Below are 25529 nucleotides of genomic sequence, written 5' to 3' on the forward strand. Positions count from 1 at the left end.
ATTATTGTTGGGTTGCCTCCAAGGCAACTGCGACATCAAGACTCTCTTCGCCAAGACCGAGGGCAATCCCCTTGATCGGCGCTGCATCCCGCGCATCCGCGCCCGAGCCGAGGCGAATATACCGCTGGTCAGGGCAACACGCATTGGCGGGATCAAAGCCGATCCAACCTATGTTCGGCACATGCACCTCGGCCCAGGCGTGAGTGGCTTCGTGCGGCTCGCCATCATCGCGGGCAAAGAGGTACCCAGACACATAGCGGGCCGGAAGGCCCACGGCCCGCGCCGCGGCAATCAGCGCATGGGCATGATCCTGGCAGACTCCCTCGCCCAACGACAGCGCCTCGGCGGCGGTGGTGTGGGCTTGTGTGACGCCAGGCTTGTAGGCGATGGCAGCCGAGACGGCGCGGGACAGGCGGTGCGCGCGATCCAGATCGTCCTCGGCACCAAGGACAGCTTCATTGGCAAGGGTTTCCAGCGCATCATCGACCCAGGTCGCGGTGGTCTCGCACAGGTAGGACAGCGGCGGAACCTGCTCACGGTGGCCGCGCAGCACGCCGGCCAGATCGATCGTCTCGACCTGTCCCGATGCAGTTATCGTGACCTTGCTGACCGGGCCGCGCACCGACCAGCCCTCGATCCTGTCGCCCGCACCGTCCTTGAACGAACCGCCCCGGATGCCGCCCTCGACCGACACATCCCAACGGATGATCCGCTGCCCGTCGAAGCGCGACGGGAAGAGGCGCAGCGTCTGCACCGCAGAGCGCATCGGCACATCGTATTGGTAGGTGGTAACGTGGTTGACTGTCAGGATCATCTGGCTTCTCCGCTCAGATAGGCGTTGTGCACCATTACGGACAGCTCTCCGACCTCGCGGATGAACCGCGTGAGGAACTCATGCAGGCCCTCTTCGAAGATGTCCTCGACACGGGTTTCGGCCAGCTCACTTACCAGCGCGCAAGCGCGCATCTGCGCCGGGCCGCTCTTGTTGTAATTCTGGCTGAGCGCGTCGAGATGCTCCATCGCGGCGTCGGCCGCCGAAATCAGCGAGCGCGGCGACTGCCGGTTCAGGATCAGGAAGTGGGCGATCTTGGCGGCCGTGACCTCGCCGCCGTAAGCCCAGTGGAAGGCCCGCGTGGCCGAAAAGGCGCGCAAGAGCGTCTGCCACTGGTAGTTGTCGAGCCCCGAGCCCACGAAATCAACCGACGGCAGCAGGACGTAGTATTTCACGTCGATCAGGCGCGCGGTGTTGTCGGCGCGCTCCAGCGCGAAACCGAGGTTGAGGAAGCTGTAGCCGTCATTGCGCAGCAGCGTGGCATCCATCGTGCCGCGCACGAGCGCCGCCTGCCGGTTCACCCATTCGGTCAGTTCGGTCAGCTCCAGCTCCGAGCGCGGCATCCGCTCCAGTTGCCGGATTTCCTGATAGGCCATGTTCAGCGCGTCCCAGACCTGGCTGGTCATTGCAGTCCGCACGATACGGGCGTTCTCTCGTGCGCTGGCGATGCAGGAAATCACCGAGGACGGGTTGTCGCGGTCTAAGAACAGGTAGCTTTCGATGTTGCGCTGCACCGGGTCGCCATATTTCGCGGCAAACCCCTCGGAGGTACCCGAGGCCTGCAACAGGCTTTCCCATTCCGAGCGATAGCCATGCCCCGCCGAGGGCATCAGCGCGATGCGCGCGCCGACCTCAAGCAGTCGCGCCATGGTTTCGGCCCGCTCGATATAGCGTGCGATCCAGAACAGGTTTTCCGCAGTCCGGCTTAGCATTCCGCCTCTCCGCTGAAATGAGACGTTCCGGGCAGTGCGGAACGGTATTGATAGCTCGCTTCGGGGCGCTGTCTCATTCGGCCAACACCCATGTATCCTTGACACCGCCGCCTTGCGACGAGTTCACCACCAGCGAGCCCTCGGTCAGCGCCACGCGCGTCAGCCCGCCTGGCACCAGCTCGATCTTCTCGCCCACCAGGCAATAGGGCCGCAGATCGACGTGGCGGGGCGCGATCCCTTCCTCGACGAAGGTCGGCGTGGTTGACAGCGCGAGCGTCGGTTGCGCGATGTAATTGTCGGGGTCTTCGACGATCTTGGCACGGAAGGACTCGATCTGCTCCTTGGTCGATTTCGGGCCGACAAGCATCCCGTATCCGCCCGAGCCATGCACCTCCTTGACGACCAGATCGCCAAGGTTTTCCAGCACATATTTGCATTCATCCGCCTTGGCGCATTGCCAGGTGGGGACGTTTTGCAAGATCGGCTCTTCGCCCAGGTAGAAGCGCACCATCTCGGGGACGAAGGTGTAAACCGCCTTGTCATCCGCCACGCCCGCACCCGGCGCCGAGCAGATCGACACGCCGCCCGAGCGATAGACATCCATCAACCCCGGCACACCCAGCATCGACTCGGGCCGGAAGCAGAGCGGATCAAGGTAGGCGTCATCGATCCGGCGATAGATCACGTCAAGCTTCTTGGGCCCTTCCGTCGTGCGCATCCACACAAAGCCGCCCTCGACGAACAGATCCGCGCCCTCGACCAGTTCGACCCCCATCAGGTCGGCCAGAAAGCTGTGCTCGTAATAGGCCGAGTTGTAATGCCCCGGTGTGAGGATGGCGATGGTGGGCTCGCGCTCGCATTTCGCGGGCGCGACCGAGGCCAGCGTGCGGCGCAGCGCATCGGCATAGCCATCGACCGGCTCGATCCGGTTCTCGCGGAAGATCTGCGGGAACATGCGCATCATGATCTCGCGGTTTTCCAGCATGTAGCTGACGCCCGAGGGCGTGCGGCAGTTGTCTTCGAGCACATAGAACTCGTCCGGCCCTGTGCGCACTAGGTCGATGCCGACGATATGGCTGTAGATCCCGCGCGGGGGCGTAAAGCCCGTCACGGCGCGTTCGAATGCGTCGTTCTGATAAACCAGTCGCGCCGGGATCTTGCCCGCCCGCACGATCTCGCCGCGCCCGTAAACATCGAGCAGGAAGGCGTTGAGCGCCCTTGCGCGCTGCTTGATACCACGTTCCAGCCGGCGCCATTCAAGCTGGGTGAAGACGCGCGGAAACATGTCGAAGGGGATCAGGCGGTCCGGGTCGCCGCCCTCGCCATAGACCGCGAAGGTGATCCCGATACGGCGAAACAGGGCCTCAGCCTCGGCCTGCTTCATCTGCCGCAACTCGGCGGGCATATCGCGGGTCCAGCCCTCAAGCCGGGCGTAAGGCTCGCGGACTTTGCCGCCGTCATACATCTCGTTGAAATAGTTCGTCATGGGGCGTGATTCCTCCGGCCTTGATCGAATCTTAGGCAGCGGATTGGGCGAGTAAAAGCGGATGTCGCCAAGGAAAGGGAAAAGCCCACGGCTTTTGCCTGAAATTTGGGATTGCGCCCAAATAATAAGCGAACAGCCATGACCGCGGCGAAACTTCGGCCCTCCCGGCCCCTTGCCCCCACCGGGGCCAAGCCCCTATGTCTTGGGCTATACCTAGCAAGAGGCCGCCATGACATTTCCCCTGCCCCAACCCGTCTTCGATGCGAACGCCAGCACCGGGGGGTTCGGCGATCTGCCCGATTGGGATCTGAGCGACCTCTACCCCGCCCCGGACGCCCCCGAATTCGCGCGCGACATGGCGCAGCTTGAGAATGACTGCGGCGCCTTTGCCGCCGATTACGAGGGCAAGCTGGCGACGCTCGACGCCGCCCAGATGGCGCAATGCATCGCGCGCTACGAGACGATCGAAACCACCGCCGGGCGGCTGATGTCCTATGCCGGTCTGCGCTATTACCAGAACACCACCGATGCCGGGCGCGTCAAACTGATGGCCGACGCGCAGGACAAGATCACCACCTTCACCACGCCGCTGGTGTTCTTCTCGCTGGAGTTCAACCGTATCGACGACGCCCGCTATGAGGCGGTGTTCAACGACCCGCTGGTCAACCGCTACAAGCGCGTCTTCGACCGGATGCGCGCGATGAAGCCCCATCAGCTGTCCGACGAGATGGAGAAATTCCTGCACGACCAGTCGGTCGTCGGCGCCGCCGCCTGGAACCGGCTCTTCGATGAAACCACCGCCGCTCTTGAATTCGAGGTGCTGGGCGAGACGCTGAACCTGGAGGCCACGACGACGCTGCTGTCGGATCACGACCGCGCCAAGCGCGAGGCCGCCGCGCGCGAACTGGCCCGCGTGTTTGGCGAGAACATCAAGATCTTCGCGCGCGTCCACAACACGCTGGCCAAGGAAAAGGAGATCGAGGACCGCTGGCGCAAGATGCCCACCCCGCAGACCGGGCGCCACCTGTCGAACGATGTCGAACCCGAGGTGGTCGAGGCGCTGCGCAACGCCGTTGTTGCCGCCTATCCGCGCCTGTCGCACCGCTATTATGCGCTGAAGGCGCGCTGGCTTGGCCTCGATAAACTGCAAGTCTGGGACCGCAACGCACCGCTGCCGACCGAGGCCCCGCGCAAGATCATGTGGGACGAGGCGCGCGCGACCGTGCTTGAGGCCTATGCCGCCTTCGCCCCGCAGATGGCCGAGCTTGCGCAGCCTTTCTTCGACAAGGGCTGGATCGACGCGGGTGTCAAACCCGGCAAGGCGCCGGGCGCCTTCGCGCACCCGACCGTGACCACGGTGCACCCCTATGTGATGCTGAACTATCTCGGCAAGCCGCGCGACGTGATGACCTTGGCGCATGAGCTTGGCCATGGCGTGCACCAGGTTCTGGCCGCCGGTCAGGGCGAGATGCTGGCCTCGACCCCGCTGACGCTGGCCGAGACCGCCTCGGTCTTCGGCGAGATGCTGACCTTCCGCAAGCTGCTCGACGGTGCCAAGACAAAGGCCGAGCGCAAGACGCTTCTGGCGGGCAAGGTCGAGGACATGATCAACACCGTCGTGCGCCAGATCGCCTTCTACGATTTCGAATGCAAACTGCACGCCGCCCGCGCGCAGGGCGAACTGACGCCCGACGATATCAACGCGCTGTGGATGTCGGTGCAGGCCGAAAGCCTCGGTCCGGCGTTTGAGTTCATGGAGGGGTATGAGACCTTCTGGTCCTATATCCCGCATTTCGTCCATTCGCCCTTCTACGTTTATGCCTATGCCTTCGGCGACGGGCTGGTGAACGCGCTTTACGCGGCCTATGCCGACGGGCTGCCCGAGTTCCAGCAGAAGTATTTCGAGATGCTCAAGGCGGGCGGCTCGAAGCACCACAAGGAGCTGCTGGCGCCCTTCGGGCTCGACGCCTCAGACCCGGCCTTCTGGGACAAGGGTCTGTCGATGATCGCGGGCTTCATCGACGAGTTGGAAGCGATGGAAGACTGATCGAGAAACGGGGCCGCGAGGCCCCGTTTTCATTCCCAGAGCGCCGCCATCGCCTTCATACCAAGGCGCGGCAGGGCCATCTCGCCGAAATCCTCGATCCGGCGGATATGCGGAAAGAGCGCAACGAACAGCTCCAGCATCCGCGGATCGACCAGTTGCTCAAGACCGACGCCCGGATGATAGCTTTCCACCTCGACCCCGGCGACGCGCAGGGCTGCGTGGCGATCCAGAACGACGTGATAGGTGGTGATCGGAGCGACGGGGGCGACCTCGATGATGCCGATGCCGTCCACCAGCGCGCAGGCGGGCACAAAGGCCGCCTCCGCGTCCGCAATGCGACGAACCCGCGCGCTGTCCATGCGGATACGCGCACCCGGCCCGAGCACCAGATCGGCGACCGGGCGCCCCTCGCCCAAGGCCTCGGCGGTCAGGCGCGTCATGCAGGTCCGGCCGTCGCTACAGTCCGGCCGCATCGCGGCAAAATGCGTCATCGATCCGATCCAGCGGACCAGGCAGGTCTCGCCGCCCGCAACCAGAACCTGACTGCCCGGCATCAGATCCTCGATCGCGCAGGGCCCTGCGGCGGTCTGTACGACAGCGCCACGCGCAAGCGCGGAACAGGCGTGTTCGAACAGCGGAATGGCGGGCGCAATACGGTTTGAGGTCTCAATCTCGCCCGAAGACGTGAGCCAGGCGGCCTCGTATCGGCGCGTCAGAGGAATCGCGCGCAGAGGCCGCCGCTCAGTTCCAACGTGCCCGCGCAGATGCGCGTGCGATGGGCCAGACCGGTCCCCGCCAGAGATTGCAACACCCATGGCAGGAGGGTGAGGATATGACATGCGAACAGCCCTTTCGGTCTGGTCACATCTGCTACGGCCCCCACCGGATGCAGAGAGACAGACCAATTATGGGCGGCCGGCGCATTGGCGTCAAATTTATGAAGCTATTGTGACGACCCGCGAGACCAGTCCGCGCCCGGCATCGTCACTGTTTCCCCGAACACGGATTCCGCCGCATTCTCGCCACAGTTCGAGGCACTCACAGCGAATCGCGGATCACAGCCGGATGGTCGAGATCAGGCGGCCATAGTCGGCTTCGCCCACATGGGTTGTGCGGCGATAGGAGTAGAACCGCTCGCTATCCGAGTAGGTGCAGTGGCGCGTCCATTCAGCCTCACCCACGCCGGCCTCGCGCAGGCGATGCAACCCGAAGGCTGGCAGATCGAACATCGGCTTACCCGCCGGTCCGCCCGAGAAGAAGCGGCCATAATCGGGGTCTTCGACAAGGAAGTTTTCCATGAAGTCGTGGCCAACTTCATAGGCGCGCTGCGAGATGCAGGGGCCGATGACCGCCGTGATATTCGCGCGCTCCGCCCCGAGGGCCTCCATGGCCTCGACCGTCGCCTCAAGCACCCCCTCAAGTGCGCCACGCCAGCCCGCATGGGCCGCACCCACGACCCCGGCCTGACGGTCGGCAAACAGCACCGGCTGGCAATCGGCGGTCAGCACGGTCAGCAGCACGCCCGGGGTCGCCGTCACCAGCGCATCGGCCTGCACCGGCGCATCGAGCGGGCCTGTCACGCTTAGCACATCGGCGGAATGGATCTGGTGCACACCCACCATCGCCTCGGGCGTCACGCCCATGGCCGCAGCTACGCGATCGCGGTTCACGTTGACAGCATCCGTCAGATCGCTGGACCCATGGCCGCAATTCAACCCCTGGAACACACCCGAAGAGGCGCCCCCCTTGCGGGTGAAAAAGCCGTGCGCGACACCGTTCAGCGCGGGCGAAGTCAGAATTTCAAGCGTGGTCGGCATGATCAGTCAGCGGCCCCATCGAACCCCGGAGGCAGTGGGGCGGTAGCGGGATAGATGGCAAGGGTTTGGAACAGGTGACCCATTTCCTCGGGGTGGGTCAAGCGGCGATGCGCAGCGATATGGCTTTCGAGCGCCGCGCCGCTCAGCTTGCTGGCAAGGCCCTGCGCGCGCGCCGTGATGCCGAGACGTTCGAGCAACACGCCCTGCGGCGTCATCGCGCTGACGGCAGCGCCCGCTTCGCGCGCGGCATGGGCGAGCGGTGCGAACGCGACATGGGCGGTCAGATCCGCCTCGCCGGGGTTGGCGAAGGGGCTTTCGGGCTTGTGCGCGCGCAGGGCCTGAAACGTATCGCCAAGGCTGCGCCAGTTGCCGTAATCGATGAAGATCGCAACCCCGCCCTGCGCCGCGATGCGCCCCGCGACGGCCGAGGCCACGGACGGAGCGCCGGGGCAGATCTCGACGACATCGCCCTCTGCCGTATCGGCCATGCGATCGCGCAGCAAAGCCAGCGGCAGCGGCGCGGTGAGGCCGGGCACCAGCGCGCCATCGGGGCCGAGGCCCACCTGACGCTCGGCCCAGGCATTGCCGTGGCGCTCAAACTGGCGGATCGGCAGAGCGTCAATGAATTCGTTGGCGACGAGATAAAGCGGGCCTTCGGGCAACTCCTCGACGCTTTCGTGCCAGGTCACGTCCAGCCCCGCCAACCGGTCGCGCTGGATACCGCGCAGGGTGGCGGAAGCCTCGACCAGATGGATCTCGGCGGCCTCGAGCATACCGGGCACGGCGCGCATCGCGCGGGTCATATCGGCCATCAAGGTGCCGCGCCCCGGCCCCGGCTCGGCCAGGATAAAGCGCGCGGGCCGCCCCTGATCGACCCAGACCTGCGCGAGGCACAGGCCCAGCATCTCACCGAACATCTGCGAGATTTCGGGCGCGGTGATAAAATCGCCCGCCGCCCCGAAGGGATCGCGCGTCGCGTAATAGCCGTGCGCGGGATGCAGCAGGCATTCGGCCATATAGTGATCAAGCCGCATCGGCCCCTCGGTTGCGATCTTGCGGGCGAGAATCGCGGCCAGCGGGGTCATGCCGCGCTCCGCGCGCGCCAGATCAGCCACAGACCCACGACGATCATCGGCAGCGACAGGATCTGCCCCATCGTCAGCCCTCCGCCCGCGAATTGCAGCGCATAACCCAAGGGGTTGTCCACGCTGGCAAATTGCGCATCGGGCTGGCGGAACAGTTCGACAAAGGCGCGGGCCGCACCGTAACCGATCAGGAAGACACCAAAGAGCGTGCCGGGGCGGCGCAGCGCGCCCGCCTGCAACATCACCCACAGGATGACGCCGAGCAAAAGCCCCTCAAGCCCAGCCTCGTAAAGCTGCGAGGGATGACGCGCGCAGAGGCCATCGACCTGCCCGGCCCAGCCGTAACAGGCCTGCGCCTCGGGCACCGGGAAGATCACGCCCCAGGGCATGTCGGTCGGGCGGCCCCAAAGCTCGGGCTTGATGAAGTTCGCGATGCGCCCCAGGAACAGCCCGATCGGCGCGACCAGCGCGGCGGCATCGGCGATGTTCAGAACCGGCAGCATGTTGCGGCGGCAATACCACCAGATCGCCACGACGACGCCCAGAAACCCGCCATGGAAGGACATGCCGCCCTGCCAGACCTTCAGGATCTCAAGCGGATTGCTGAAATAATAGCCCGGCTGGTAGAACAGCACGAAACCAAGCCGCCCACCCAGAACCACGCCCACGATCACGGCGGTCAGCAAATCCTCGACCCGCTCGGGCGGCATCGGCACCTGCCCGCCCCACAGCTTGGGGCGCCGCATCAGGCCAACGACCATACGCCAGCCCAGCACCAGCCCCGCGATATAGGCCAGCGCATACCAGCGGATCGGCAGGTTCACACCCGGGATGACAAAGGCGTTCGGGTCGATATCTGGGAAGGGAATGGCCATGGCGCTCCTCGTGTCGGGGCGCACAACACCTCGGCCCCGCGGCGAAGTCAACCTTGTCTCTGGGCGCGTGCAGGCTCATATAGGGCAAAACCCCGTGATACGACCGGAGAGACCCGATGGAAGCGCCGAACAAGTTCTTTGACGAGATGTCCAAGCTGATGACCAACGCCATGGGCGTGGCCCAGGGCGCCAAGACCGAGGCCGAGACCGCGATGAAAAGCTGGATGGACCGCTGGCTGGCCGACCGCGATTTCGTCACCCGCGAGGAATTCGACGCGGTGAAAGCCATGGCCCAGAAGGCGCGCGAGGAGAACGAGGCCCTCAAGGCCCGCATCGCCAAGCTCGAAAACGCCGAGAAGTAAGTCAGTCGCGCCCGAGCGCGCGACGCAGCACCTCATCGACGCGGCGGCTCATCGGGAGTTGCCGCGCGAGCACCTGCCCGACCTCGACCCATGCCGCCTCAAGCGCGTCATCGGCGGCGACGGGCTCGCCCACCCGGTAGCGGCATTGCACAGCGACAAGGTGATAGTGGAAGGCCACGGCGCCGCTATCATCGTGCGAGATCGCATCGGCGCCGGCGATGATCTGGCCCTGATCCGCGCTGACGCCGGTTTCCTCGGCCAGTTCGCGCAGGGCGGCCGCCTCCACCGTCTCGCCCCAATCGACCTTGCCACCCGGAAAGCCCCAAAGCCCCGCATCAGGCGGATTGGCGCGGCGCACCAGCAAGACCGAGTCGCCCCGCAGCACCACGGCCAGAACGCCAAGGCGCGGAATGCCGATCATTGCCCGCCAGCCAGAACGGTTTGGCCAATCAGCCGCCCGTCGGTCGCATAGACCAGCACGCGATCATCGGCGCTCAGCACCACGATGCGCTCACCTGCAAAGGTGATGGCGGCGGGCGAGACACCCTCGGGCAGCGCGATCGTCTCGGGCAGGACGGGCATCACCGCCTTGTCCGGCATGCGGATGACAATCAGCGCGACGATGATTATAAGCCCCAGGATCATCGTGGCCGTCAGCGCCGTCACCAGAACTTTGAGAAAGCGGACCTCGGGCAGCGGGGTCTGATCGGAAGGCATCATGTCGGACATGGAAGAACGTATCCTGAAGCTGGTGATCGAAGCCGGAGAGGACGGCAATCCCCCCGCTGACCGCCTTGATAAGGCGCTTGCCGCCATTGTGCCAGAGGAAGCGGCCCTGTCGCGCTCGCGCCTGGCGAAGATGATCGCCGAGGGTGCGGTGCTGCGCAATGGCGCGCCGATCACCGACCAGAAGGCCAAGGTGGCCGTGGGCGATGTCTACGAGATTACGCTGGAGCCCCCCAAACCCGTCGAGACCGTCGCGCAGGAAATCCCGCTGGAGGTGCTGTGGGAGGATGACGACCTGATCGTCATCGACAAGCCTGCGGGCATGGTCGTGCACCCCGCGCCGGGGTCTGAGGATGGCACGCTGGTCAACGCACTCTTGCACCATTTCGGCGGCAATCTGTCGGGTATCGGCGGCGAGGCGCGGCCCGGCATCGTGCATCGCATCGACAAGGACACCTCGGGGCTGCTCGTTGTGGCGAAATCCGACCGCGCGCATCACGGGCTTGCCGCACAGTTCGAGAAGCACTCGGTCCACCGCCATTACCTGGCCGTGGTGCATGGCGTGCCCAATGCCGCCGACCCGCGCCTGCGCGGCACGCGCGGGGTCAGCTTTGAGGCCGGGAATATCCTGAAAGTCACCTCGCAGCTTGCGCGCCACAAGACCGACCGCCAGCGTCAGGCGGTGCTGTTCGACGGCGGCCGCCATGCTGTCACCCGCGCCCGCGTGGTCGAGGATTTCGCCGGCACCGCGTCACTGGTGGATTGCTGGCTCGAGACCGGGCGCACGCACCAGATCCGTGTGCACCTGGCCCATGCGGGTCACGGGCTGATCGGCGATCCGGTCTATGGCGGCAAGCGCAAGCTGCCCGCCAAGGTGATCGGCGAGGCCGCCGCCCAGGCCGCCTCCAGCTTCCCCCGGCAGGCGCTGCACGCAGCCACGCTTGGCTTCATCCACCCCGTCACGCGCGAGGAGCTGAGCTTCTCCTCCCCCCTGCCCGCCGACATGGAGGCGCTGCTGGACGCCCTGCGCAACGGCGCGCAGAAGGGCTGAGCTGTTAGCGTTCACGAAAGCGTCAGCTAGTGTTGCGATACGACGGAAAGCGCTTCATTCTGCGTTCAGCACTCTGAGATATCGGCCGAACAGCACTTGAACGGCGCGTCAGCGTTCCCACTTTTGGGGGTCGATGAGGGAGAAGGTCTGAATGACAACTTATGCCAACCTGCCTGCGCCCAGTCCTGAACAGGGCCTGAACCGCTATCTGCAGGAAATCCGCAAGTTTCCGCTCCTCGAACCCGAGGAGGAATACATGCTGGCCAAGGCTTGGGTCGATCACCAGGATTCGGAATCCGCACATCGGCTGGTGACCTCGCACCTGCGCCTGGCTGCCAAGATCGCCATGGGCTACCGTGGCTATGGCCTGCCGCAAGCCGAGGTGATCTCGGAGGCGAACGTGGGCCTGATGCAGGCCGTCAAGCGTTTCGACCCGGAAAAGGGCTTCCGTCTGGCCACCTATGCGATGTGGTGGATCCGCGCTGCGATTCAGGAATATATCCTGCGCTCGTGGTCGCTGGTGAAGCTTGGAACGACCTCAGCGCAGAAGAAGCTGTTCTTCAACCTGCGCAAGGCCAAATCGAAGATCGGCGCCTATGAAGACGGCGACCTGCGCCCCGAGAACGTGGCCCAGATCGCGCGCGATCTGAACGTGACCGAGGAAGAGGTCATCTCGATGAACCGCCGCCTGTCGGGCTCTGACGCGTCGCTGAATGCGCAGGTCGGGGCCACCGACGGGGACGGCGGATCGCAATGGCAGGACTGGCTTGAGGATACCGACGCCGACCAGGCCGAGGCCTATGCCGAGGCAGACGAGCTGGAGGCCCGCCGCGCCATGCTGATCGCCGCGATGGACGTTCTGAACGAGCGCGAGCGCGATATCCTGATGCAGCGCCGCCTGCGCGATGAGCCCGTCACGCTGGAAGAACTCTCAAGCCAGTATGACGTCTCGCGCGAGCGAATTCGCCAGATCGAGGTGCGCGCCTTCGAGAAGTTGCAGGACCGGATGCGGACCCTTGCCCGCGAAAAGGGCATGGCAATACCCGCTTAAGGCCGTATTCGCGCCATGAAACTCTGCAAAAACGGGCCATCGCGGCCCGTTTTTCTTGCCGAGGATTTCATGACGAAGATTCGCAAAGATAGTGCTTTGCACCCGCATACGACCCTGCGCCCCACCGCTGCCGCCACCCGCGCGCGCACGGTGCAGCCGGTTGTGATCGAAGATATCGCCCGCAACGCCGCGGCCGACCGGGCCGAGCTTTGGCTGACCCAGGTCCGCGCGGCCGAGCAATCGGGCAATATGGAGCGCGTGGCCGCCCTGGTGCAGATGCTGCGCGCCAACTCGGCGCGCCCGGCCTGCAATAGCGCCGATCCGAACCACGAGCTTCGCGATGCAATCGAAAGCGGGGATCTTGCCGCCCTGACAAACCTGCTCGCCTCGGGCATCGACCTGAACGCCCTGACGGACGGTTTCGGAATGCCGCCGCTGATCTGGGCCATGAGCGCCAATCACCGCTCGGCCAAGGTCATCGGTGCGTTGCTGGCGCATGGGGCCGATGCGCGCTTTGTCAGCGACGAGGGCTATAACCCGCTGCATTTTGTGGGTGGCTACCCCTGGGGCGAAGAAACCCCCAAGGAGCTTTGCACCATCGTCGGGCTGCTGAAAAAGCACGGCGCGCGGATCGAGGGGCGCACCCATTGGGGCTGGACGCCGCTTTACCGCGCCGTCTTCGAGGGCAACACCACCGAGGTCGCGGCGCTCCTGCGCCATGGAGCCGATCCGAATGCCGCCCCGGCCGAGCGCGCGGCCCCCGGCTATGCCCGCGCCGAACATATGCTGATCGCCGCCGGACATCAGGCCGGCAAGCTGCGCCTGCTGCTTGAACACGGCGCCGACCCGCGCCCGGTCATCGGCAGTTTCGCCGTGAAGGCCGCGCAAGCCGAGATGGCGCTGGCCGAACGCCGCGCCAATGGCCGCGATGCGCGCTACGAAGCGGAAGTGGTCGAAGGTTACGAGGCATCGCTTGCACTGATGCGCGCGGCGCTTGCCCGCCACTAGACCCCGCCCTGCGGTTCGGGATAGGGTGCCCGCGTTAGCGCAAACGGAGGGGCATCATGAAACCGATCAACTGGGGCATCCTGGGGGCGTCGAATTTCGCGCTGAAGCATATGGGGCCCGCAATCCATGCCGCAAGCGGCGCACGGCTCGGCGCACTTGCCACCTCCTCGCCCGAGAAAGCCGCGCCCTTCTGCGCCTTCTGCCCCGACTTGCGGGTGCATGACAGCTACGACGCGCTGCTGGCCGACCCCGAGATCGAGGCCGTCTATATTCCCCTGCCCAACACGCTCCACATCGAATGGAGCCTCAAGGCGCTGGCCGCAGGCAAGCATGTCCTGTGCGAGAAACCCATCGCCATGCGTGCCGAGGAAATCGACCCGCTGATCGCCGCGCGCGATGCCGCGGGCCTCTTCGCAACCGAGGCCTATATGATCGTGCATCACCCGCAATGGGAACAGGTGCGCGAGTGGCTCGACGAGGGGCAGATCGGCGAATTGCGCCATGCCGACGTGGTGTTTTCCTTCAACAACCCTGACCCGGCGAATATTCGCAACCGGGCGGAAACAGGGGGCGGCTCGATCCCCGATATCGGCGTCTATGCCTATTCCTCGGTGCGCTACGCCGCGCGGGCGGAACCGGGCGCGCTACGCGCGCTGATCCGGCGCGAGAATGGCGTGGATGTCTTTGCGCAGGTGACCGGCGAGATGATCGGCCCGCAGGGCGGCTTCAGCTACTCTGCCATCACCTCGACGCGTCTGCACCCGAGGCAAGAGGTCACCTTTCAGGGCGATCGCGGCCTGATCCGGGTGCATGTGCCCTTCAACGCCGGTGTGGCCGGCGAAGCTGCGCTGACCCTGCAACGCACGGGCGAGCCCGACCGCGTCCTGCGCTATCCCGGCATCAATCAATACGTGCTTCAGGTCGAGAACTTCGCCCGCCACATCCGCGAGGGCGCGCCCTACCCCTGGACGCTTGAAGACGCGCGCGCGGGGCAGTCGATGATCGACAAGGTGCGGGCGTCCGAGGCCTGATCAGGCCAGCTTGGCCAGACGCTCTTCGAGCACATCGAAGGGCACGCCGGGTTCATCCTTGGCACAGCGGATCACCAGCGAGGTCTTGACCGAGGCGACGTTCTCGGCCGCGGTCAACTGCCCGGTCAGGAAGCTCTGGAAGGTGCTCAGATCGGGCGCGGCGCATTTCAGCACGAAGTCGATCTCGCCATTCAGCATGTGGCACTCACGCACGAGCGGCCAGGCGCGGCAGCGGCTCTCGAAAGCCGACAGGTCGGCCTCGGCCTGGCTTTGCAGACGCACCATGGCAAAGACCTGAACCTCGAACCCCAGCTCTCGCGGGTTCACATCGGCATGGTAACCGCGAATATAGCCCGCCTCTTCCAGCGTGCGGACACGGCGCAAGCAGGGCGGCGCCGAGATCCCGACGCGTTTGGCCAGTTCGACGTTGGTCATCCGGCCGTCCGCCTGCAGCTCGGCCAGAATCTTCCGGTCGATCTCATCAAGCTTTGTACTGGCCATGGTTACCTCCACAATTGCGCGCGAACTTACTCGCGAGACGGGATGGGCGCAATAATATTTCGCACAGGCGAGATCAAGAGCAATTGACATAGTCACCCAAGCGCAACGAAGGGGTTTCCGCCGCGCTCCGCTCTGACTATATCGGTCGGGGAATGACAGGAGGCCGGCATGGGCGAGACGAAGAAAACCAAGGTTCTGATCATCGGGTCCGGCCCGGCGGGCTACACGGCAGCGGTTTATTCCGCGCGCGCCATGCTGAACCCCGTTCTGGTACAGGGCCTGCAGCCCGGCGGCCAGCTGACCATCACCACCGAGGTCGAGAACTGGCCGGGCCGCACCGAGGTGCAGGGCCCCGACCTGATGGTGCAGATGGAAGAGCACGCTCGCGCGATGGGCGCCGAGATCATCAGCGACACGATCATGTCGCTTGACCTTTCCAAGCGACCCTTCGTCGCACAGGGCGATCTGGGCACCACCTACGAGGCCGACGCCGTGATCCTTGCAACCGGTGCTCAGGCGCGTTGGCTCGGGCTGCCCTCGGAAGAGAAGTTCAAGGGCTTTGGCGTCTCCGCCTGCGCGACCTGCGACGGGTTCTTCTATCGCGGCAAAGAAGTGGTCGTGATCGGCGGCGGCAACACGGCCGTTGAAGAGGCGCTGTTCCTGACCAACTTCGCCTCGAAGGTGACGGTGATCCACCGCCGCGACAGCTTCCGCGCCGAGAAGATCCTGCAAGAGCGCCTGTTCAAGAACCCCAAGGTTGAGGTGCTCTGGAACCATACGGTCGAAGAGGTCGTCGGCACCGAGGCGCCGCTTGGCGTGACCGGCGTGCGTGCGAAAGACGTGAATTCCGGCGAAGAGCGCGTGGTCCCCTGCGACGGTTTCTTCGTCGCCATCGGCCATGCCCCTGCCTCGGAACTGGTCAAGGACCAGTTGGAGCTGCACCACGGCGGCTATGTGAAGGTCGAGCCGGGCACCACCCAAACCTCGATCGAGGGCGTGTTCGCTGCGGGCGACCTGACCGACCACGTCTATCGCCAGGCCGTGACCTCGGCGGGCATGGGCTGCATGGCCGCGCTTGATGCCGAGCGTTGGCTGGCCGAGCACGAATAACCGTGCCATCGACCATCGAAACAGCAAACGCCCCGGCCTGCCGGGGCGTTTTGCATTTCACGGGCAAATGACAAAGGGGGCCAGCCGGCCCCCTTGGTATTCGCCTGTCGCGGGCTCAGTGCACGTTCACCGGCGCCAGATCGTTCAGCCGCGCCAGGATGAAGGCCTGCGCGCGATCCTTCACCAGCGCCAGCCGCTCGCCATTGGCGTCGTGCACCGCATAAAGCTTGCGCAGCCCGCCCGCCTGGGCTTGCACCTCTTCAGGCAGTTCGCTCACATCGACGGGGCGGACATAGACGATGCGCTCGCCGCCTTCGTGACCGAAGTCGAATTTCGTATCCATGCGCGCCTCCTTACTTGCGGTGGATCGGGATCGTCTGCACGACAGGGTCGGGCTGCGCCCGCTTCAGGTCGATATGCAGAAGACCGTTTTCCAGCCCTGCGCCCGCAACCTCGACCCCCTCGGCCAGCACGAAGCTGCGCTGGAAGGCACGCGCCGCGATACCGCGGTGCAGGAACAGGCGCTCTGCCCCCTCATCGGCCTGCCGTCCGCGGATGACCAGAGCGCGGTCCTCCATGGTGATCGACAGATCGGCGTCGGAAAAGCCGGCCACGGCCAGCGTGATGCGAAACGCGTCGGCCCCGGATTGCTCAATGTTATACGGCGGGTAGCCGTCCGAGCCGGATTTCACCGTCCGCTCGACAAGGCGCTCAAGCTGGTCGAAGCCCAGCAGGTACGGATGCGCGCCAAAGCTCAGTTTCGTCATGTGGCAAGCCCTTCTTCAAGCGACGTTGCAAACAGGATCCCGCGCGTGCGGCCATCCCTTCCTTCAAGATATGGGCAGATGAAAGATGCGCTGCAAGAGGGTGCGGCCTTCGCGCACAGGCCGATTTTTCCACCGCAAGGGCGCGCAATTGTTATATTAACGTTCTCTGCGACCGAGTCGTCACGCCAGCCAAACGGATGCCAGATATGAACGCACATATCGAGATGAACCCTGAAGAGGTGCTCCGCATGAAACTTGAGGTGCTCAGAAGCGAGCACCGCGACCTTGATGAGGCGATTCACGCGCTGCAACAGGCCGGGCATCCCGACCAATTGCGCCTTGTGCGGTTGAAGAAGCAGAAACTCGCGCTCAAGGACCAGATTGCGCGGATCGAGGACCACCTGACGCCCGACATCATCGCCTGAGCCCTTGCTCCCGCGACGCACCTGCCTATAGTGCGCGCCTCGGACGGAGGGACGATCATGGGCGTTAAAGTTGGAATCATCATGGGCAGCCAGTCGGACTGGTCCACCATGCGCGAGGCGGCAACCATCCTCGACGAGCTTGGCATCGCCTACGAGAAAAAGATCGTCTCGGCGCACCGCACCCCCGACCGTCTCTGGACCTATGGCAAGAGCGCCGTCGAGCGCGGCCTGCATGTGATCATCGCGGGCGCGGGTGGCGCGGCACACCTGCCGGGCATGATGGCCTCGAAGACCCGCGTGCCGGTGATTGGCGTGCCGGTCCAGACCCGCGCGCTGTCGGGCGTGGACAGCCTTTATTCGATCGTGCAGATGCCCAAGGGCTTTCCGGTCGCCACCATGGCGATCGGTGCGGCGGGCGCGGCCAATGCTGGCCTGATGGCCGCTGGCATCCTCGCCATCAATGACGCCGATCTGGCCGCGCGCCTTGATGCATGGCGCGACGCCCTTTCCGCCTCGATCCCGGATGAGCCTGCCGATGAGTGAGATGCTGCAACCCGGCGCGACCATTGGCATTCTTGGCGGCGGGCAGCTGGGGCGGATGCTCTCGGTTGCGGCCTCGCGCCTTGGCTTCAAGTGCCACATCTTCGAGCCGGGCGCCGAGCCCCCGGCGGGCCATGTTGCGCATCGGGTGACCACCGCAAGCTATGACGATGCGGCGGCGCTGGTCGAGTTCGCGGCCTCGGTCGATGTGGTGACCTACGAGTTCGAGAATATCCCCACCGAGGCGCTGGACCTGATCGAGGCCACCCGCGCGATCCGCCCGGGTCGCCGCGTTCTGGCGATCAGCCAGGATCGCATTCACGAGAAGAGCTTTCTGAACGAGATCGGCTTGGCCACCGCGCCCTGGGCCGAGGTGACCGACATGGCCTCGCTTGAGGCCGCGATCGCGAAGATCGGAACGCCCTCCATCCTCAAGACCACGCGGCTTGGCTATGACGGCAAGGGTCAGGCGCGGATCATGGCGCCCGAGGATGCCCCCGCCGCGCTGGCCGCGATGGAGGGCGCCACCGCCGTTCTGGAAGGCTTTGTCGATTTCTCGGCCGAGATCTCGGTGATCGCGGCGCGCGGGCTGGATGGCTCGGTCGCCTGTTTCGATCCGGGCGAGAATGTCCACAAGAGCGGCATCCTGCACACGACCACCGTGCCCGCGCGGATCTCGGAGGCGCAGCGCACCGATGCGATCCTGATCGCGGCGCGGATCCTCAACGCGCTCGACTATGTCGGCGTGATGGGGGTGGAGCTGTTCGTGACACCCAAGGGTCTATTGGTGAACGAGATTGCGCCGCGGGTGCATAACTCGGGCCACTGGACGCAGGCAGGCTGTGCGGTCGATCAGTTCGAGCAGCATATCCGCGCGGTCGCCGGTTGGCCGCTTGGCGATGGCAGCCGCTATGCCGATGTCGAGATGCTGAACCTGATTGGCGACGATGTGGCGATGGTGCCGGATCTGGCCAAGACGCCGCGCACGCAGATCCATCTTTACGGCAAGGCCGAAGCAAAGGCCGGGCGCAAGATGGGGCATGTGAACCGCGTGCTCTGAGCGCGCGGGGGCGCTGCCCCCTCGGGCCTGCGGCCCTCTCCCCCGAGGTATTTCCGCCAAGAAGAAATCAGGATTTCTTCAGCGAGAGCGCAATGCCCCCAAGGACGAGGGTGGCCGAGATCCAGAAGCGGGGGCCGGGCACCTCGGCCAGCAAGAGCGCGCCGCCAAGCGCCGCGATGAGGGGCACCGAGAGCTGCGCGATCGCGGCGAGGCTGGCGGGAACCTGCGGTAGCACGCGATACCAGAGCGCATAGCCAAGCCCGGAGGTGATCGCGCCCGACGCCAGTGCGGGCCAGATACCCCAAGCCTGCCCCTGCCCCGGATCGCCCGAGGCTGCAAGCCAGCCGAGCGCCAGAACCAGCGCCAGCGTGAAGTTGAGGGCGGATGCCGCGAGCGGGTCGCGCACGCCCCGCCCGTTGAGCGAGTAGAGTCCCCAGCCGATACCGCCGAGCACCATGAGACCCACGCCCGGCGGATCGATATGAGCGCCACTCGAACCGGGTAGGAGCAGCGTCACCAGGCCCGCGAAGGCCAGCGCCGCGCCGATCAGGCGCCAGCGGGTCAGGCGCTCTCGCGTGATCCAGGCGCCCACGAACATGGTGATCTGGACCGAGCCGAACAGCACCAGCGCGCCGACGCCCGCGTCGATCAACCCGCTCGCGATGGAGAAGCCGTAGATATAGAGAAACAGCGTCGCCATGCCCACCAGAACGATCTTGGGGCTGATCCGTAGCGACTGCGCGCCTTGCAGCGCCAACGTCAACCCGAGCAGCACGACCGCGCCCGCGCCCAGGCGCAGAACCGCCACCCATTCCGGGTCGAGCCCGGCGCCGAAAACCGCCATCCGGTTCAGTACCGAATTCGCGGCAAAGGCCACCATGACAAGCGAGACAAGCAGGAAGAGACGCATGGCGGCATCCTGCGCGAGGGGCGCGGGGAATGCAACGCGCCTTCTGTGCGGCGGTTAGTGGCGGGAGGCCAGCTCTTTGAAGGCCGCTATCCAGCTCATTTCAGGGCGAAAATCGCCGGTTTCGATGAAGCTCAGCACCTCGAGGATCACCCGGGGATCGTTCATCATCCAGGTATGGGTCACGGGCAGAACGATATGCGCGCTGATCCCTGCGCCGAGGGTACTGGTGACCGAGACCTTGCCGTCATCCGGTCCCGGGATCAGCGCCGAGGTCACCGGGTTGAGGCTTTCGTTTCCCGCGATCACCCCGGCGGGAAAATTCACGGGCGGCAGTTGGGCCGCGATCCCGTCGGGGCCGGTCCCGAGGCGCAGGCCGGCGGGGCCGTTCAGCCAGGCAAACCACGCCTGATCGCCGAAGGTATCGACAATCTCCGATCCCTGCGCAGGCGGCGCCAGCATGACCGCGCGGCCGATGCGCGCGCTGTTTCCCGGCTCGGTCGCCCAAAGTCGCAGCAAGATCCCGCCCATCGAATGGGTCACGACCTTCACGGGGCCCTCGGAGCAGCGGGTCACGGCATCCTCGACATAGCTGACAAGCTCGGGCAGAGCGCGGCTGGTCGAGGGGTAGTCGGCGTTCACGACCTGATAGCCGCGCCGCGTGAGCACCTTTTCCAGCACGCTCAGACTGGCGGGGCCACGCGCAAGCCCGTGCAGTAGCACGACGCACTCCGCCGAGGCGGGCAAAGTCGACAGCAGGAAAAGAAGAAAGGCCCGGACCCACATGGACCGGACCTTATCGCGGCTCTCGGGTGCTGGCCAGAACTCAGCCCTGCGAATAGAGACCTTCGTAGATCGGCACGAGCGTGTCGGTCTCGAAGAGCGACGACACCGAGGTACCCGACCAGGTATTCAGGATCGCCTGGGCAAACATCGGCGCGGTCGGCACGATGCGGATGTTCTTGGCGGCCCTCACGGCGTCGGTCGGCTCGATCGAGTCGGTGATGACCAGCGATTTCATGACCGAATTGGTCACACGCTCTATCGCCGGGCCCGACAGGACGCCATGCGAGATATAGGCGTGAACCTCGGTCGCGCCGGCCTCCATCAGCACCTCGGCGGCCTTGCACAGCGTGCCTGCGGTGTCGCAGATGTCGTCCACGATGATGCACTTCTTGCCGCTCACGTCGCCGATCACGGTCATGCCGGCGACTTCGCCGGCCTTCTCGCGGCGCTTGTCCACGATGGCGAGGGGGGCGTTGATCCGCTTGGCAAGCTCACGCGCGCGGGCCACGCCGCCGACGTCGGGCGAGATCACCATGATGTCGTCGGTCTGGCCCTTGAAGTGGTGCAGGATATCCAGCGCGAAGATCGGCGAGGCATAGAGGTTGTCCACCGGAATATCGAAGAAGCCCTGGATCTGGGCTGCGTGCAGATCAAGCGTCAGGATGCGGTCGACGCCCGCCTCGGTCAGCAGGTTCGCCACCAGCTTGGCCGAGATCGGCGTGCGCGCCTTGGCGCGGCGATCCTGGCGGGCATAGCCGAAATAGGGGATCACGGCGGTGATGCGATCGGCCGAGGAGCGCTTGAGCGCATCGGTGATGATCAGCAGTTCCATCAGGTTGTCGTTCGCCGGGCGCGAGGTCGACTGGATGATGTACATGTCCTCGCCGCGGACGTTTTCGTAGACCTCGACGAAGATCTCCTGGTCGTTGAAACGCTCGACGCGCGCATCGACCAGTCCGACCGACATGCCGCGGTGCATGGACATCCGCCGTGCGATGGAAGTCGCCAGCACCTTATTGGCATTGCCGGAGATCAGTTTCGGTTCGGTCATGGCAGGCATCAGGTCACCTTTCGGCTGCGCCGGGAGCAGCGCCGGCGGATTCGGGGGGATTGCGCCTGCCTTAGCACCGGCCTAGCCTGCCCGCAAACATGACGCGCGCGTGAAAGGTGCCCGATGGCCCATATTGACTATTTTTTCTCTGTTCTCAGCCCCTGGACCTATCTGGCGGGCACCCGTCTTGAGGAAATTGCGGCTCGCCACGGCGCGACGATCACCTATCGGCCGTTTGACGTGATGTCCCTGTTCGACCGTACCGGGGGCACGCGTCCCGCCGCGCGCCACCCCAATCGCGTGGCCTACCGCAAGCAAGAGCTTGATCGCTGGTCGAAGCGCCTTGGGATGGAGATGGACACCGGCATGGTCACGCCGCACAACCCCGCGCCTGCGTCTTACGCGATCATTGCCGCGCAGAAGGCCGGCGGCGGCGATCTGGGGGGGCTGACCCATGCGATCTTGCGCGCGCGTTGGGCCGAGGACAAGGACATCGCCGATGATGCGGTAATCCGCGCGGCGCTGGAGGCCAATGGGTTCGACGGCAATCTCGTGACCACGGGGCTGTTCGACGGCGCGATGGCCTATGAACGCAACCTCGAAGACGCCGTCGAACAGGGTGTCTTCGGCACGCCTTTCTATATCGTGCGAAAGACCGATCAGCGTTTCTGGGGGCAGGACCGGCTGGAGTTCCTCGACGAGCATCTGGGAACGCTCTGATGCCCAGGGATATTCGACAGGGCGCCGAGACCAACTGGCAGGTCATCGGCGAAGGAGAGCGTCCTGCGCTGGCGATCCATTGCATGTTGGGCGCAGGCGAGATGTGGGCGCCGGTTCTCGCGCCGCTTGGCGCGCAGATCAGCGCAATAACCTTTGACCTTCCCGGTCATGGCAAAAGCGCGCCGTGGACCCCGGAGACGGTCGAGCCGGGCGCCTATCAGCGGCTGGCCACGCAAATCGCGGCCTCTTTCATCGAACGGCCAGTGGATCTGATCGGGCACAGTTTCGGCGCTATCGTAGCGCTGCGTATCGCCGTGGCCGCTCCGGAAGCGGTACGATCCCTGACGCTGGTTGAACCGGTCCTGTTCGCGGCCGCCCGGAACACGGCGGAATGGAACACCCTGCGGCCCCACCAGGACCACCTCGAGGCGCTGATGGCTGCCGGGGAGCACGAAGAGGCTGCACGTCGTTTTGTCCGGGACTGGGGAGTTGGGCTGCCGTGGGAGGCGCTGCCGGCGCATCAGCGCGCGCAGTTCATCGCGCAGATGGCGATCATCGCCGAAGTCGCGCCGGGCAATTTCGACGACCCCGGGAATATCTGCCGCGAGGGCGGCCTGGAGCAGATCGACGCACCGGTGCTGCTGGTTCACGGAGACCGCAGCCCGCCGATCACGGCCCGCGTGTGCGAGTCCATCGCCGCGCGCCTGCCCGATGTCGGAACCGCCTGCGTGCCGGGCGCGGGGCACATGCTACCGCTTACCCACGCGCAGCAACTGTCCGAACTGATCGCCCTGAACCTCGACCGCAGCTGACGCGCCCTTCAGGCGCGCAGCCACGGCCCGCGCCAGAAGCGAACGCTCAGCGTCAGGCCGACGCAGGCCAGCCCGATCACGAGGCCAAGCCACAGACCGACCCCGCCGTAGCCAAGCGGGAAGGCCAGAACGTAGCTTGAGGGGATGCCGATCAGCCAATAGCTGATCGTGGCCACCCACATCGGCACGCGCGTGTCATGCACCCCGCGCAGAAGCCCAAGCACCATGACCTGCGTCGAGTCGAACAGCTGGAACAGCGCAGCGACAACCATCAGCCGCGCGCCAAACGCCATGATTGCGGGCGCCTCGGGGTTGGTGCGGTCCAGAAACAGCCCAATAAGCTGCTGAGGGATCGCCAGAAACACCACAACGGTCACCAGCCCGAACACGAGCGAGAGCACCTGCGCGACCAGCGCCCCATCGCGCAGACGCACTATGTCGCGCGCGCCCGAGGCACGGCCCGCGCGCACCGTGGCCGCGTTCGACAGGCCCATATGCACCATGAAGGTCAGCGAGGCGAGTTCCAGCGCGATCCCGTGTGCCGCCAGTTCGCGCGTGCCAATCCAGCCCATCATCAGCGCCGAGGCCTGAAACAACCCCGCCTCGGACAGCGAGGTCAGCCCGATCGGAATCCCCATCCGCGCGACCGAGTAGAAGGACGGCCAATCCGGGCGCCAGAAGCGCTGGAACAGATGCACATGACGCAAAGCGGGCGCATAGGCCGCGTAAAGCATCAAAAGCCCCGCGGTTGCGATCTGCACCGCAACCGAAGCCAGCGCCGCCCCGCGCACCCCCATCTCGGGGGCACCCAGGTTGCCGAAGATGAACATCCAGTTCAGCACGATGTTCAGGCCCACCCCCAGCCAGGTGACCCACATCACGACCTGAGTTCGCTCCTGCGCGGCAAGAAAGCCTTTGAGGACGGCAATGATCAGCGCGGGCACCATGCCCAGCATCGCGATCCGCAGATATTCCTGCGCCAGCGCGGCAAGCTCGGGCTGTTGGCCCAGCAGGATCAGGATCTGCCCCGAATTCCACATCAGCGGCGTCACCAGCGCACCGTAGAGGATCGACAGCCACAGCCCCATCCGCGCATCGCGTCGCGCCTGCGTATCGTCCCCCGCGCCAAGGCTGGCGGCAACGCGCCCCATCACGGCATAGGAGAACCCGGACCCAAGGATGAACAGGAAGAAGAAATAGCTCGAACCCAGTACGACCGAGGCCAGCTCGGGCACGCCATACCAGCCCAGCATGATCGTATCGGTGACATGCAGCCCCATCTGCGCCAGGTTGGAGCCGATAATCGGCAGGCCGAGCGTCAGGAGCGCTTTGGAATGGCCCGTAAATGTCATCCGGCCCGCATCTAAATTTGACTGCAAGGTAAACATCGAGCGACGCTAGCCGAGCGAATTTGCCTCGTCCACAGATTCCTGCGTGCCTAGCGCTCTTTGCGCCGCCCGGTGATCATCTGCGTCACAAGGTCTTCGCGCTTCCAGAAACGGTAGAACAGGATGGCGCCGACATGGAGCACCACAAGGATCAGCAGCAACACCCCCAGCCGGTGATGCCAGCCAAGCGCCCAACGGTTCCAGGACGTCGAGACCGAATCCGCAAACGGCCCGATATTGATATAATCCTCGGGGTCGATGATGAGACCCGTTCCCACCTGCCCCGCCAACACCAGCAGCATTGCCACGACCGACAATCCGCCAAGCGGGTTATGGCCATCGCTGTGCGAAGCCGCCCGCGCGGGCAAGGTCCGCAGATAGGCCAGCACCGCCTTGGGTCCTTTGACGAATTGCGCGAAACGCGCGTTGGCCGGACCGATCAGCCCCCAGATCAGGCGAAACGCCAGCAGCCCGATGACCGTGTAACCCGCGTAAAAATGCAGCGTCATCTTCAGCGGACCGAACTGGCCCAGCATCCAGCCGCCGACCACGGCCAGCACCAGCAGCCAATGGAAGGCGCGCAGCGCCGGGTCCCAGATCTGCGGCGCGGATTTTTCGGGGGGTGAACTCATGGGGCGTCACTCCTTCTTGCGAGGCCGCGCGCGGCGCGGCCTCACGAGGTCATTGCGTGGCGCGATCACTCGGGCAGGCGATAGACGTCGTGGCAGGCCTTGCAGGCGCCGCCAAACTTCTCATAGGCGGCAGCAAACTCGGCGCCATCCCCGCCTTGGGCCACAGCGATCAGCTCGGCCCCGGCCTCATGCATGGCTTTGCCCTTTGCGCCGAAATTCTCCATATCTTCCCAGATCTTGGCCATGGCACGGGTCTTGCCCGGCACATCCGCATCCGAGGTTCCCGGCGCGAAAAGCGGCGCGGTATCCGTCGCCAGAATGGCTTCAAGCTTGGCGGTCTCGGCCTTAGCAGCCTCGGCATCAAAGGACTGGGTCAGCGGCCCCATCGCCTTCATCGACGCGCCAAGCGACTTGAAATAGGCCTGACGGGCCTCGACCGTGGCCATCGGGTCGGCGAAGGCAGAGGATGCGAACACGAGGGCTGCGGGAATGGCGGCAAGAAGAATTCGGCGCATGAAGCGTCTCCT

30 protein-coding genes are annotated in these 25529 nt (G+C 65.1%); 12 read left to right on the forward strand and 18 right to left on the reverse strand.

Going from position 1 to position 25529, the window contains the following annotated elements:
- Position 1 precedes the first annotated feature (1 nt).
- The 3 genes from N3C64_RS03915 to N3C64_RS03925 all read right to left on the reverse strand — a co-directional run bounded on the left by N3C64_RS03915 (position 2) and on the right by N3C64_RS03925 (position 3250).
- Positions 2–814 (reverse strand): transglutaminase family protein, encoded by an 813-nt coding sequence (locus N3C64_RS03915; RefSeq protein ID WP_260012116.1) that lies wholly within the window; start codon positions 812–814, stop codon positions 2–4.
- Positions 811–1764, reverse strand: coding sequence for an alpha-E domain-containing protein (locus tag N3C64_RS03920; RefSeq protein WP_260012118.1), 954 nt, complete (start codon positions 1762–1764; stop codon positions 811–813). The genes N3C64_RS03915 and N3C64_RS03920 overlap by 4 nt, the downstream gene beginning before the upstream one ends.
- Before the next feature lie 73 nt (positions 1765–1837).
- A complete protein-coding gene (locus N3C64_RS03925) occupies positions 1838–3250 on the reverse strand; it encodes a circularly permuted type 2 ATP-grasp protein (protein WP_260012120.1) in 1413 nt (470 codons plus the stop codon).
- Between the two features lie 229 nt (positions 3251–3479).
- Here N3C64_RS03925 and N3C64_RS03930 point away from each other — a divergent pair, with 229 nt between their 5' ends.
- Positions 3480–5297, forward strand: coding sequence for a M3 family oligoendopeptidase (locus N3C64_RS03930; protein ID WP_260012122.1), 1818 nt, complete (start codon positions 3480–3482; stop codon positions 5295–5297).
- 29 nt (positions 5298–5326) lie between these two features.
- Here the strand turns inward: N3C64_RS03930 and N3C64_RS03935 are convergent, their stop codons facing one another.
- The 4 genes from N3C64_RS03935 to lgt form a co-directional block, all read right to left on the reverse strand.
- A complete protein-coding gene (locus N3C64_RS03935; RefSeq protein WP_260012124.1) occupies positions 5327–6112 on the reverse strand; it encodes a Hint domain-containing protein in 786 nt (261 codons plus the stop codon).
- A 240-nt stretch (positions 6113–6352) separates the two neighbouring features.
- Positions 6353–7114 (reverse strand): peptidoglycan editing factor PgeF, encoded by a 762-nt coding sequence (pgeF, locus tag N3C64_RS03940; protein ID WP_260012125.1) that lies wholly within the window; start codon positions 7112–7114, stop codon positions 6353–6355.
- A gap of 2 nt (positions 7115–7116) precedes the next feature.
- On the reverse strand, positions 7117–8199 hold the full coding sequence (locus N3C64_RS03945; RefSeq protein WP_260012129.1) for a class I SAM-dependent methyltransferase: 1083 nt from the start codon (positions 8197–8199) through the stop codon (positions 7117–7119).
- On the reverse strand, positions 8196–9074 hold the full coding sequence (gene lgt / locus N3C64_RS03950) for a prolipoprotein diacylglyceryl transferase (RefSeq protein ID WP_260012130.1): 879 nt from the start codon (positions 9072–9074) through the stop codon (positions 8196–8198). The genes N3C64_RS03945 and lgt overlap by 4 nt, the downstream gene beginning before the upstream one ends.
- Positions 9075–9190: 116 nt before the next feature.
- Here lgt and N3C64_RS03955 point away from each other — a divergent pair, with 116 nt between their 5' ends.
- Entirely contained in the window at positions 9191–9436 is a 246-nt protein-coding gene (locus N3C64_RS03955) for an accessory factor UbiK family protein (protein WP_233675717.1), read from the forward strand.
- Position 9437: 1 nt separating this feature from the next.
- Here N3C64_RS03955 and N3C64_RS03960 read toward each other — a convergent pair whose 3' ends face one another.
- Complete coding sequence (locus N3C64_RS03960) at positions 9438–9857, reverse strand: NUDIX hydrolase (protein ID WP_260012136.1); 420 nt, start codon at positions 9855–9857, stop codon at positions 9438–9440.
- On the reverse strand, positions 9854–10165 hold the full coding sequence (locus N3C64_RS03965) for a DUF6476 family protein (RefSeq protein WP_260012137.1): 312 nt from the start codon (positions 10163–10165) through the stop codon (positions 9854–9856). Before N3C64_RS03965 ends, N3C64_RS03960 begins: the two co-directional genes overlap by 4 nt.
- On the opposite strand from N3C64_RS03965, the gene N3C64_RS03970 reads away from it, so the two are divergent.
- From N3C64_RS03970 to N3C64_RS03985, 4 genes are all read left to right on the forward strand, one after another.
- Positions 10164–11213, forward strand: coding sequence for an RluA family pseudouridine synthase (locus N3C64_RS03970; protein WP_375546101.1), 1050 nt, complete (start codon positions 10164–10166; stop codon positions 11211–11213). The genes N3C64_RS03965 and N3C64_RS03970 overlap by 2 nt on opposite strands.
- 151 nt (positions 11214–11364) lie before the next feature.
- Complete coding sequence (gene rpoH, locus N3C64_RS03975; RefSeq protein WP_260012142.1) at positions 11365–12264, forward strand: RNA polymerase sigma factor RpoH; 900 nt, start codon at positions 11365–11367, stop codon at positions 12262–12264.
- Between the two features lie 69 nt (positions 12265–12333).
- Positions 12334–13272 (forward strand): ankyrin repeat domain-containing protein, encoded by a 939-nt coding sequence (locus N3C64_RS03980; protein ID WP_260012144.1) that lies wholly within the window; start codon positions 12334–12336, stop codon positions 13270–13272.
- Positions 13273–13328: 56 nt separating this feature from the next.
- A complete protein-coding gene (locus N3C64_RS03985) occupies positions 13329–14303 on the forward strand; it encodes a Gfo/Idh/MocA family protein (RefSeq protein ID WP_260012147.1) in 975 nt (324 codons plus the stop codon).
- Here the strand turns inward: N3C64_RS03985 and N3C64_RS03990 are convergent, their stop codons facing one another.
- Complete coding sequence (locus N3C64_RS03990) at positions 14304–14804, reverse strand: Lrp/AsnC family transcriptional regulator (RefSeq protein WP_260012150.1); 501 nt, start codon at positions 14802–14804, stop codon at positions 14304–14306.
- Between the two features lie 168 nt (positions 14805–14972).
- Between N3C64_RS03990 and trxB the strand changes: the two genes are divergently transcribed.
- Complete coding sequence (trxB, locus tag N3C64_RS03995; protein ID WP_260012153.1) at positions 14973–15914, forward strand: thioredoxin-disulfide reductase; 942 nt, start codon at positions 14973–14975, stop codon at positions 15912–15914.
- A 115-nt stretch (positions 15915–16029) separates the two neighbouring features.
- Here trxB and N3C64_RS04000 read toward each other — a convergent pair whose 3' ends face one another.
- Together N3C64_RS04000 and N3C64_RS04005 are read right to left on the reverse strand one after the other, a co-directional pair.
- Positions 16030–16257 carry a DUF1150 family protein gene (locus N3C64_RS04000; RefSeq protein ID WP_260012156.1) on the reverse strand — a complete coding sequence of 76 codons (228 nt, stop codon included), beginning with the start codon at positions 16255–16257 and terminating at the stop codon, positions 16030–16032.
- Between the two features lie 10 nt (positions 16258–16267).
- Entirely contained in the window at positions 16268–16681 is a 414-nt protein-coding gene (locus tag N3C64_RS04005; RefSeq protein WP_218628509.1) for an Hsp20 family protein, read from the reverse strand.
- Positions 16682–16887: 206 nt separating this feature from the next.
- Between N3C64_RS04005 and N3C64_RS04010 the strand changes: the two genes are divergently transcribed.
- The 3 genes from N3C64_RS04010 to N3C64_RS04020 are packed head-to-tail and all read left to right on the forward strand — an operon-like array spanning position 16888 to position 18706.
- Entirely contained in the window at positions 16888–17106 is a 219-nt protein-coding gene (locus N3C64_RS04010) for a YdcH family protein (RefSeq protein WP_218628510.1), read from the forward strand.
- Between the two features lie 54 nt (positions 17107–17160).
- On the forward strand, positions 17161–17649 hold the full coding sequence (purE, locus tag N3C64_RS04015; protein WP_218628984.1) for a 5-(carboxyamino)imidazole ribonucleotide mutase: 489 nt from the start codon (positions 17161–17163) through the stop codon (positions 17647–17649).
- Positions 17642–18706: a 5-(carboxyamino)imidazole ribonucleotide synthase gene (locus tag N3C64_RS04020; protein ID WP_260013075.1), complete on the forward strand. Its 1065-nt coding sequence runs from the start codon at positions 17642–17644 to the stop codon at positions 18704–18706. Before purE ends, N3C64_RS04020 begins: the two co-directional genes overlap by 8 nt.
- 67 nt (positions 18707–18773) lie before the next feature.
- On the opposite strand, the gene N3C64_RS04025 is transcribed toward N3C64_RS04020, so the two are convergent.
- From N3C64_RS04025 to N3C64_RS04035, 3 genes are all read right to left on the reverse strand, one after another.
- A complete protein-coding gene (locus N3C64_RS04025; RefSeq protein ID WP_260012158.1) occupies positions 18774–19616 on the reverse strand; it encodes a DMT family transporter in 843 nt (280 codons plus the stop codon).
- Between the two features lie 54 nt (positions 19617–19670).
- Complete coding sequence (locus tag N3C64_RS04030; protein WP_260012161.1) at positions 19671–20336, reverse strand: esterase/lipase family protein; 666 nt, start codon at positions 20334–20336, stop codon at positions 19671–19673.
- Positions 20337–20439: 103 nt separating this feature from the next.
- Positions 20440–21459: a ribose-phosphate pyrophosphokinase gene (locus N3C64_RS04035; RefSeq protein WP_218628514.1), complete on the reverse strand. Its 1020-nt coding sequence runs from the start codon at positions 21457–21459 to the stop codon at positions 20440–20442.
- A gap of 114 nt (positions 21460–21573) precedes the next feature.
- Between N3C64_RS04035 and N3C64_RS04040 the strand changes: the two genes are divergently transcribed.
- Together N3C64_RS04040 and N3C64_RS04045 are read left to right on the forward strand one after the other, a co-directional pair.
- Positions 21574–22170 carry a 2-hydroxychromene-2-carboxylate isomerase gene (locus tag N3C64_RS04040; protein ID WP_260012165.1) on the forward strand — a complete coding sequence of 199 codons (597 nt, stop codon included), beginning with the start codon at positions 21574–21576 and terminating at the stop codon, positions 22168–22170.
- On the forward strand, positions 22170–22982 hold the full coding sequence (locus N3C64_RS04045; protein WP_260012167.1) for an alpha/beta fold hydrolase: 813 nt from the start codon (positions 22170–22172) through the stop codon (positions 22980–22982). The genes N3C64_RS04040 and N3C64_RS04045 overlap by 1 nt, the downstream gene beginning before the upstream one ends.
- Positions 22983–22990: 8 nt before the next feature.
- Here N3C64_RS04045 and N3C64_RS04050 read toward each other — a convergent pair whose 3' ends face one another.
- The 3 genes from N3C64_RS04050 to N3C64_RS04060 form a co-directional block, all read right to left on the reverse strand.
- Positions 22991–24334, reverse strand: coding sequence for an MATE family efflux transporter (locus tag N3C64_RS04050; RefSeq protein ID WP_218628517.1), 1344 nt, complete (start codon positions 24332–24334; stop codon positions 22991–22993).
- 86 nt (positions 24335–24420) lie between these two features.
- On the reverse strand, positions 24421–25002 hold the full coding sequence (locus tag N3C64_RS04055; RefSeq protein ID WP_260012178.1) for a cytochrome b/b6 domain-containing protein: 582 nt from the start codon (positions 25000–25002) through the stop codon (positions 24421–24423).
- Between the two features lie 65 nt (positions 25003–25067).
- Positions 25068–25517 (reverse strand): c-type cytochrome, encoded by a 450-nt coding sequence (locus tag N3C64_RS04060; RefSeq protein ID WP_218628519.1) that lies wholly within the window; start codon positions 25515–25517, stop codon positions 25068–25070.
- Between the last annotated feature and the right edge of the window lie 12 nt (positions 25518–25529).

The organism is Sedimentimonas flavescens (assembly GCF_025154035.1).
Taxonomy (GTDB): domain Bacteria; phylum Pseudomonadota; class Alphaproteobacteria; order Rhodobacterales; family Rhodobacteraceae; genus Rhodobacter; species Rhodobacter flavescens.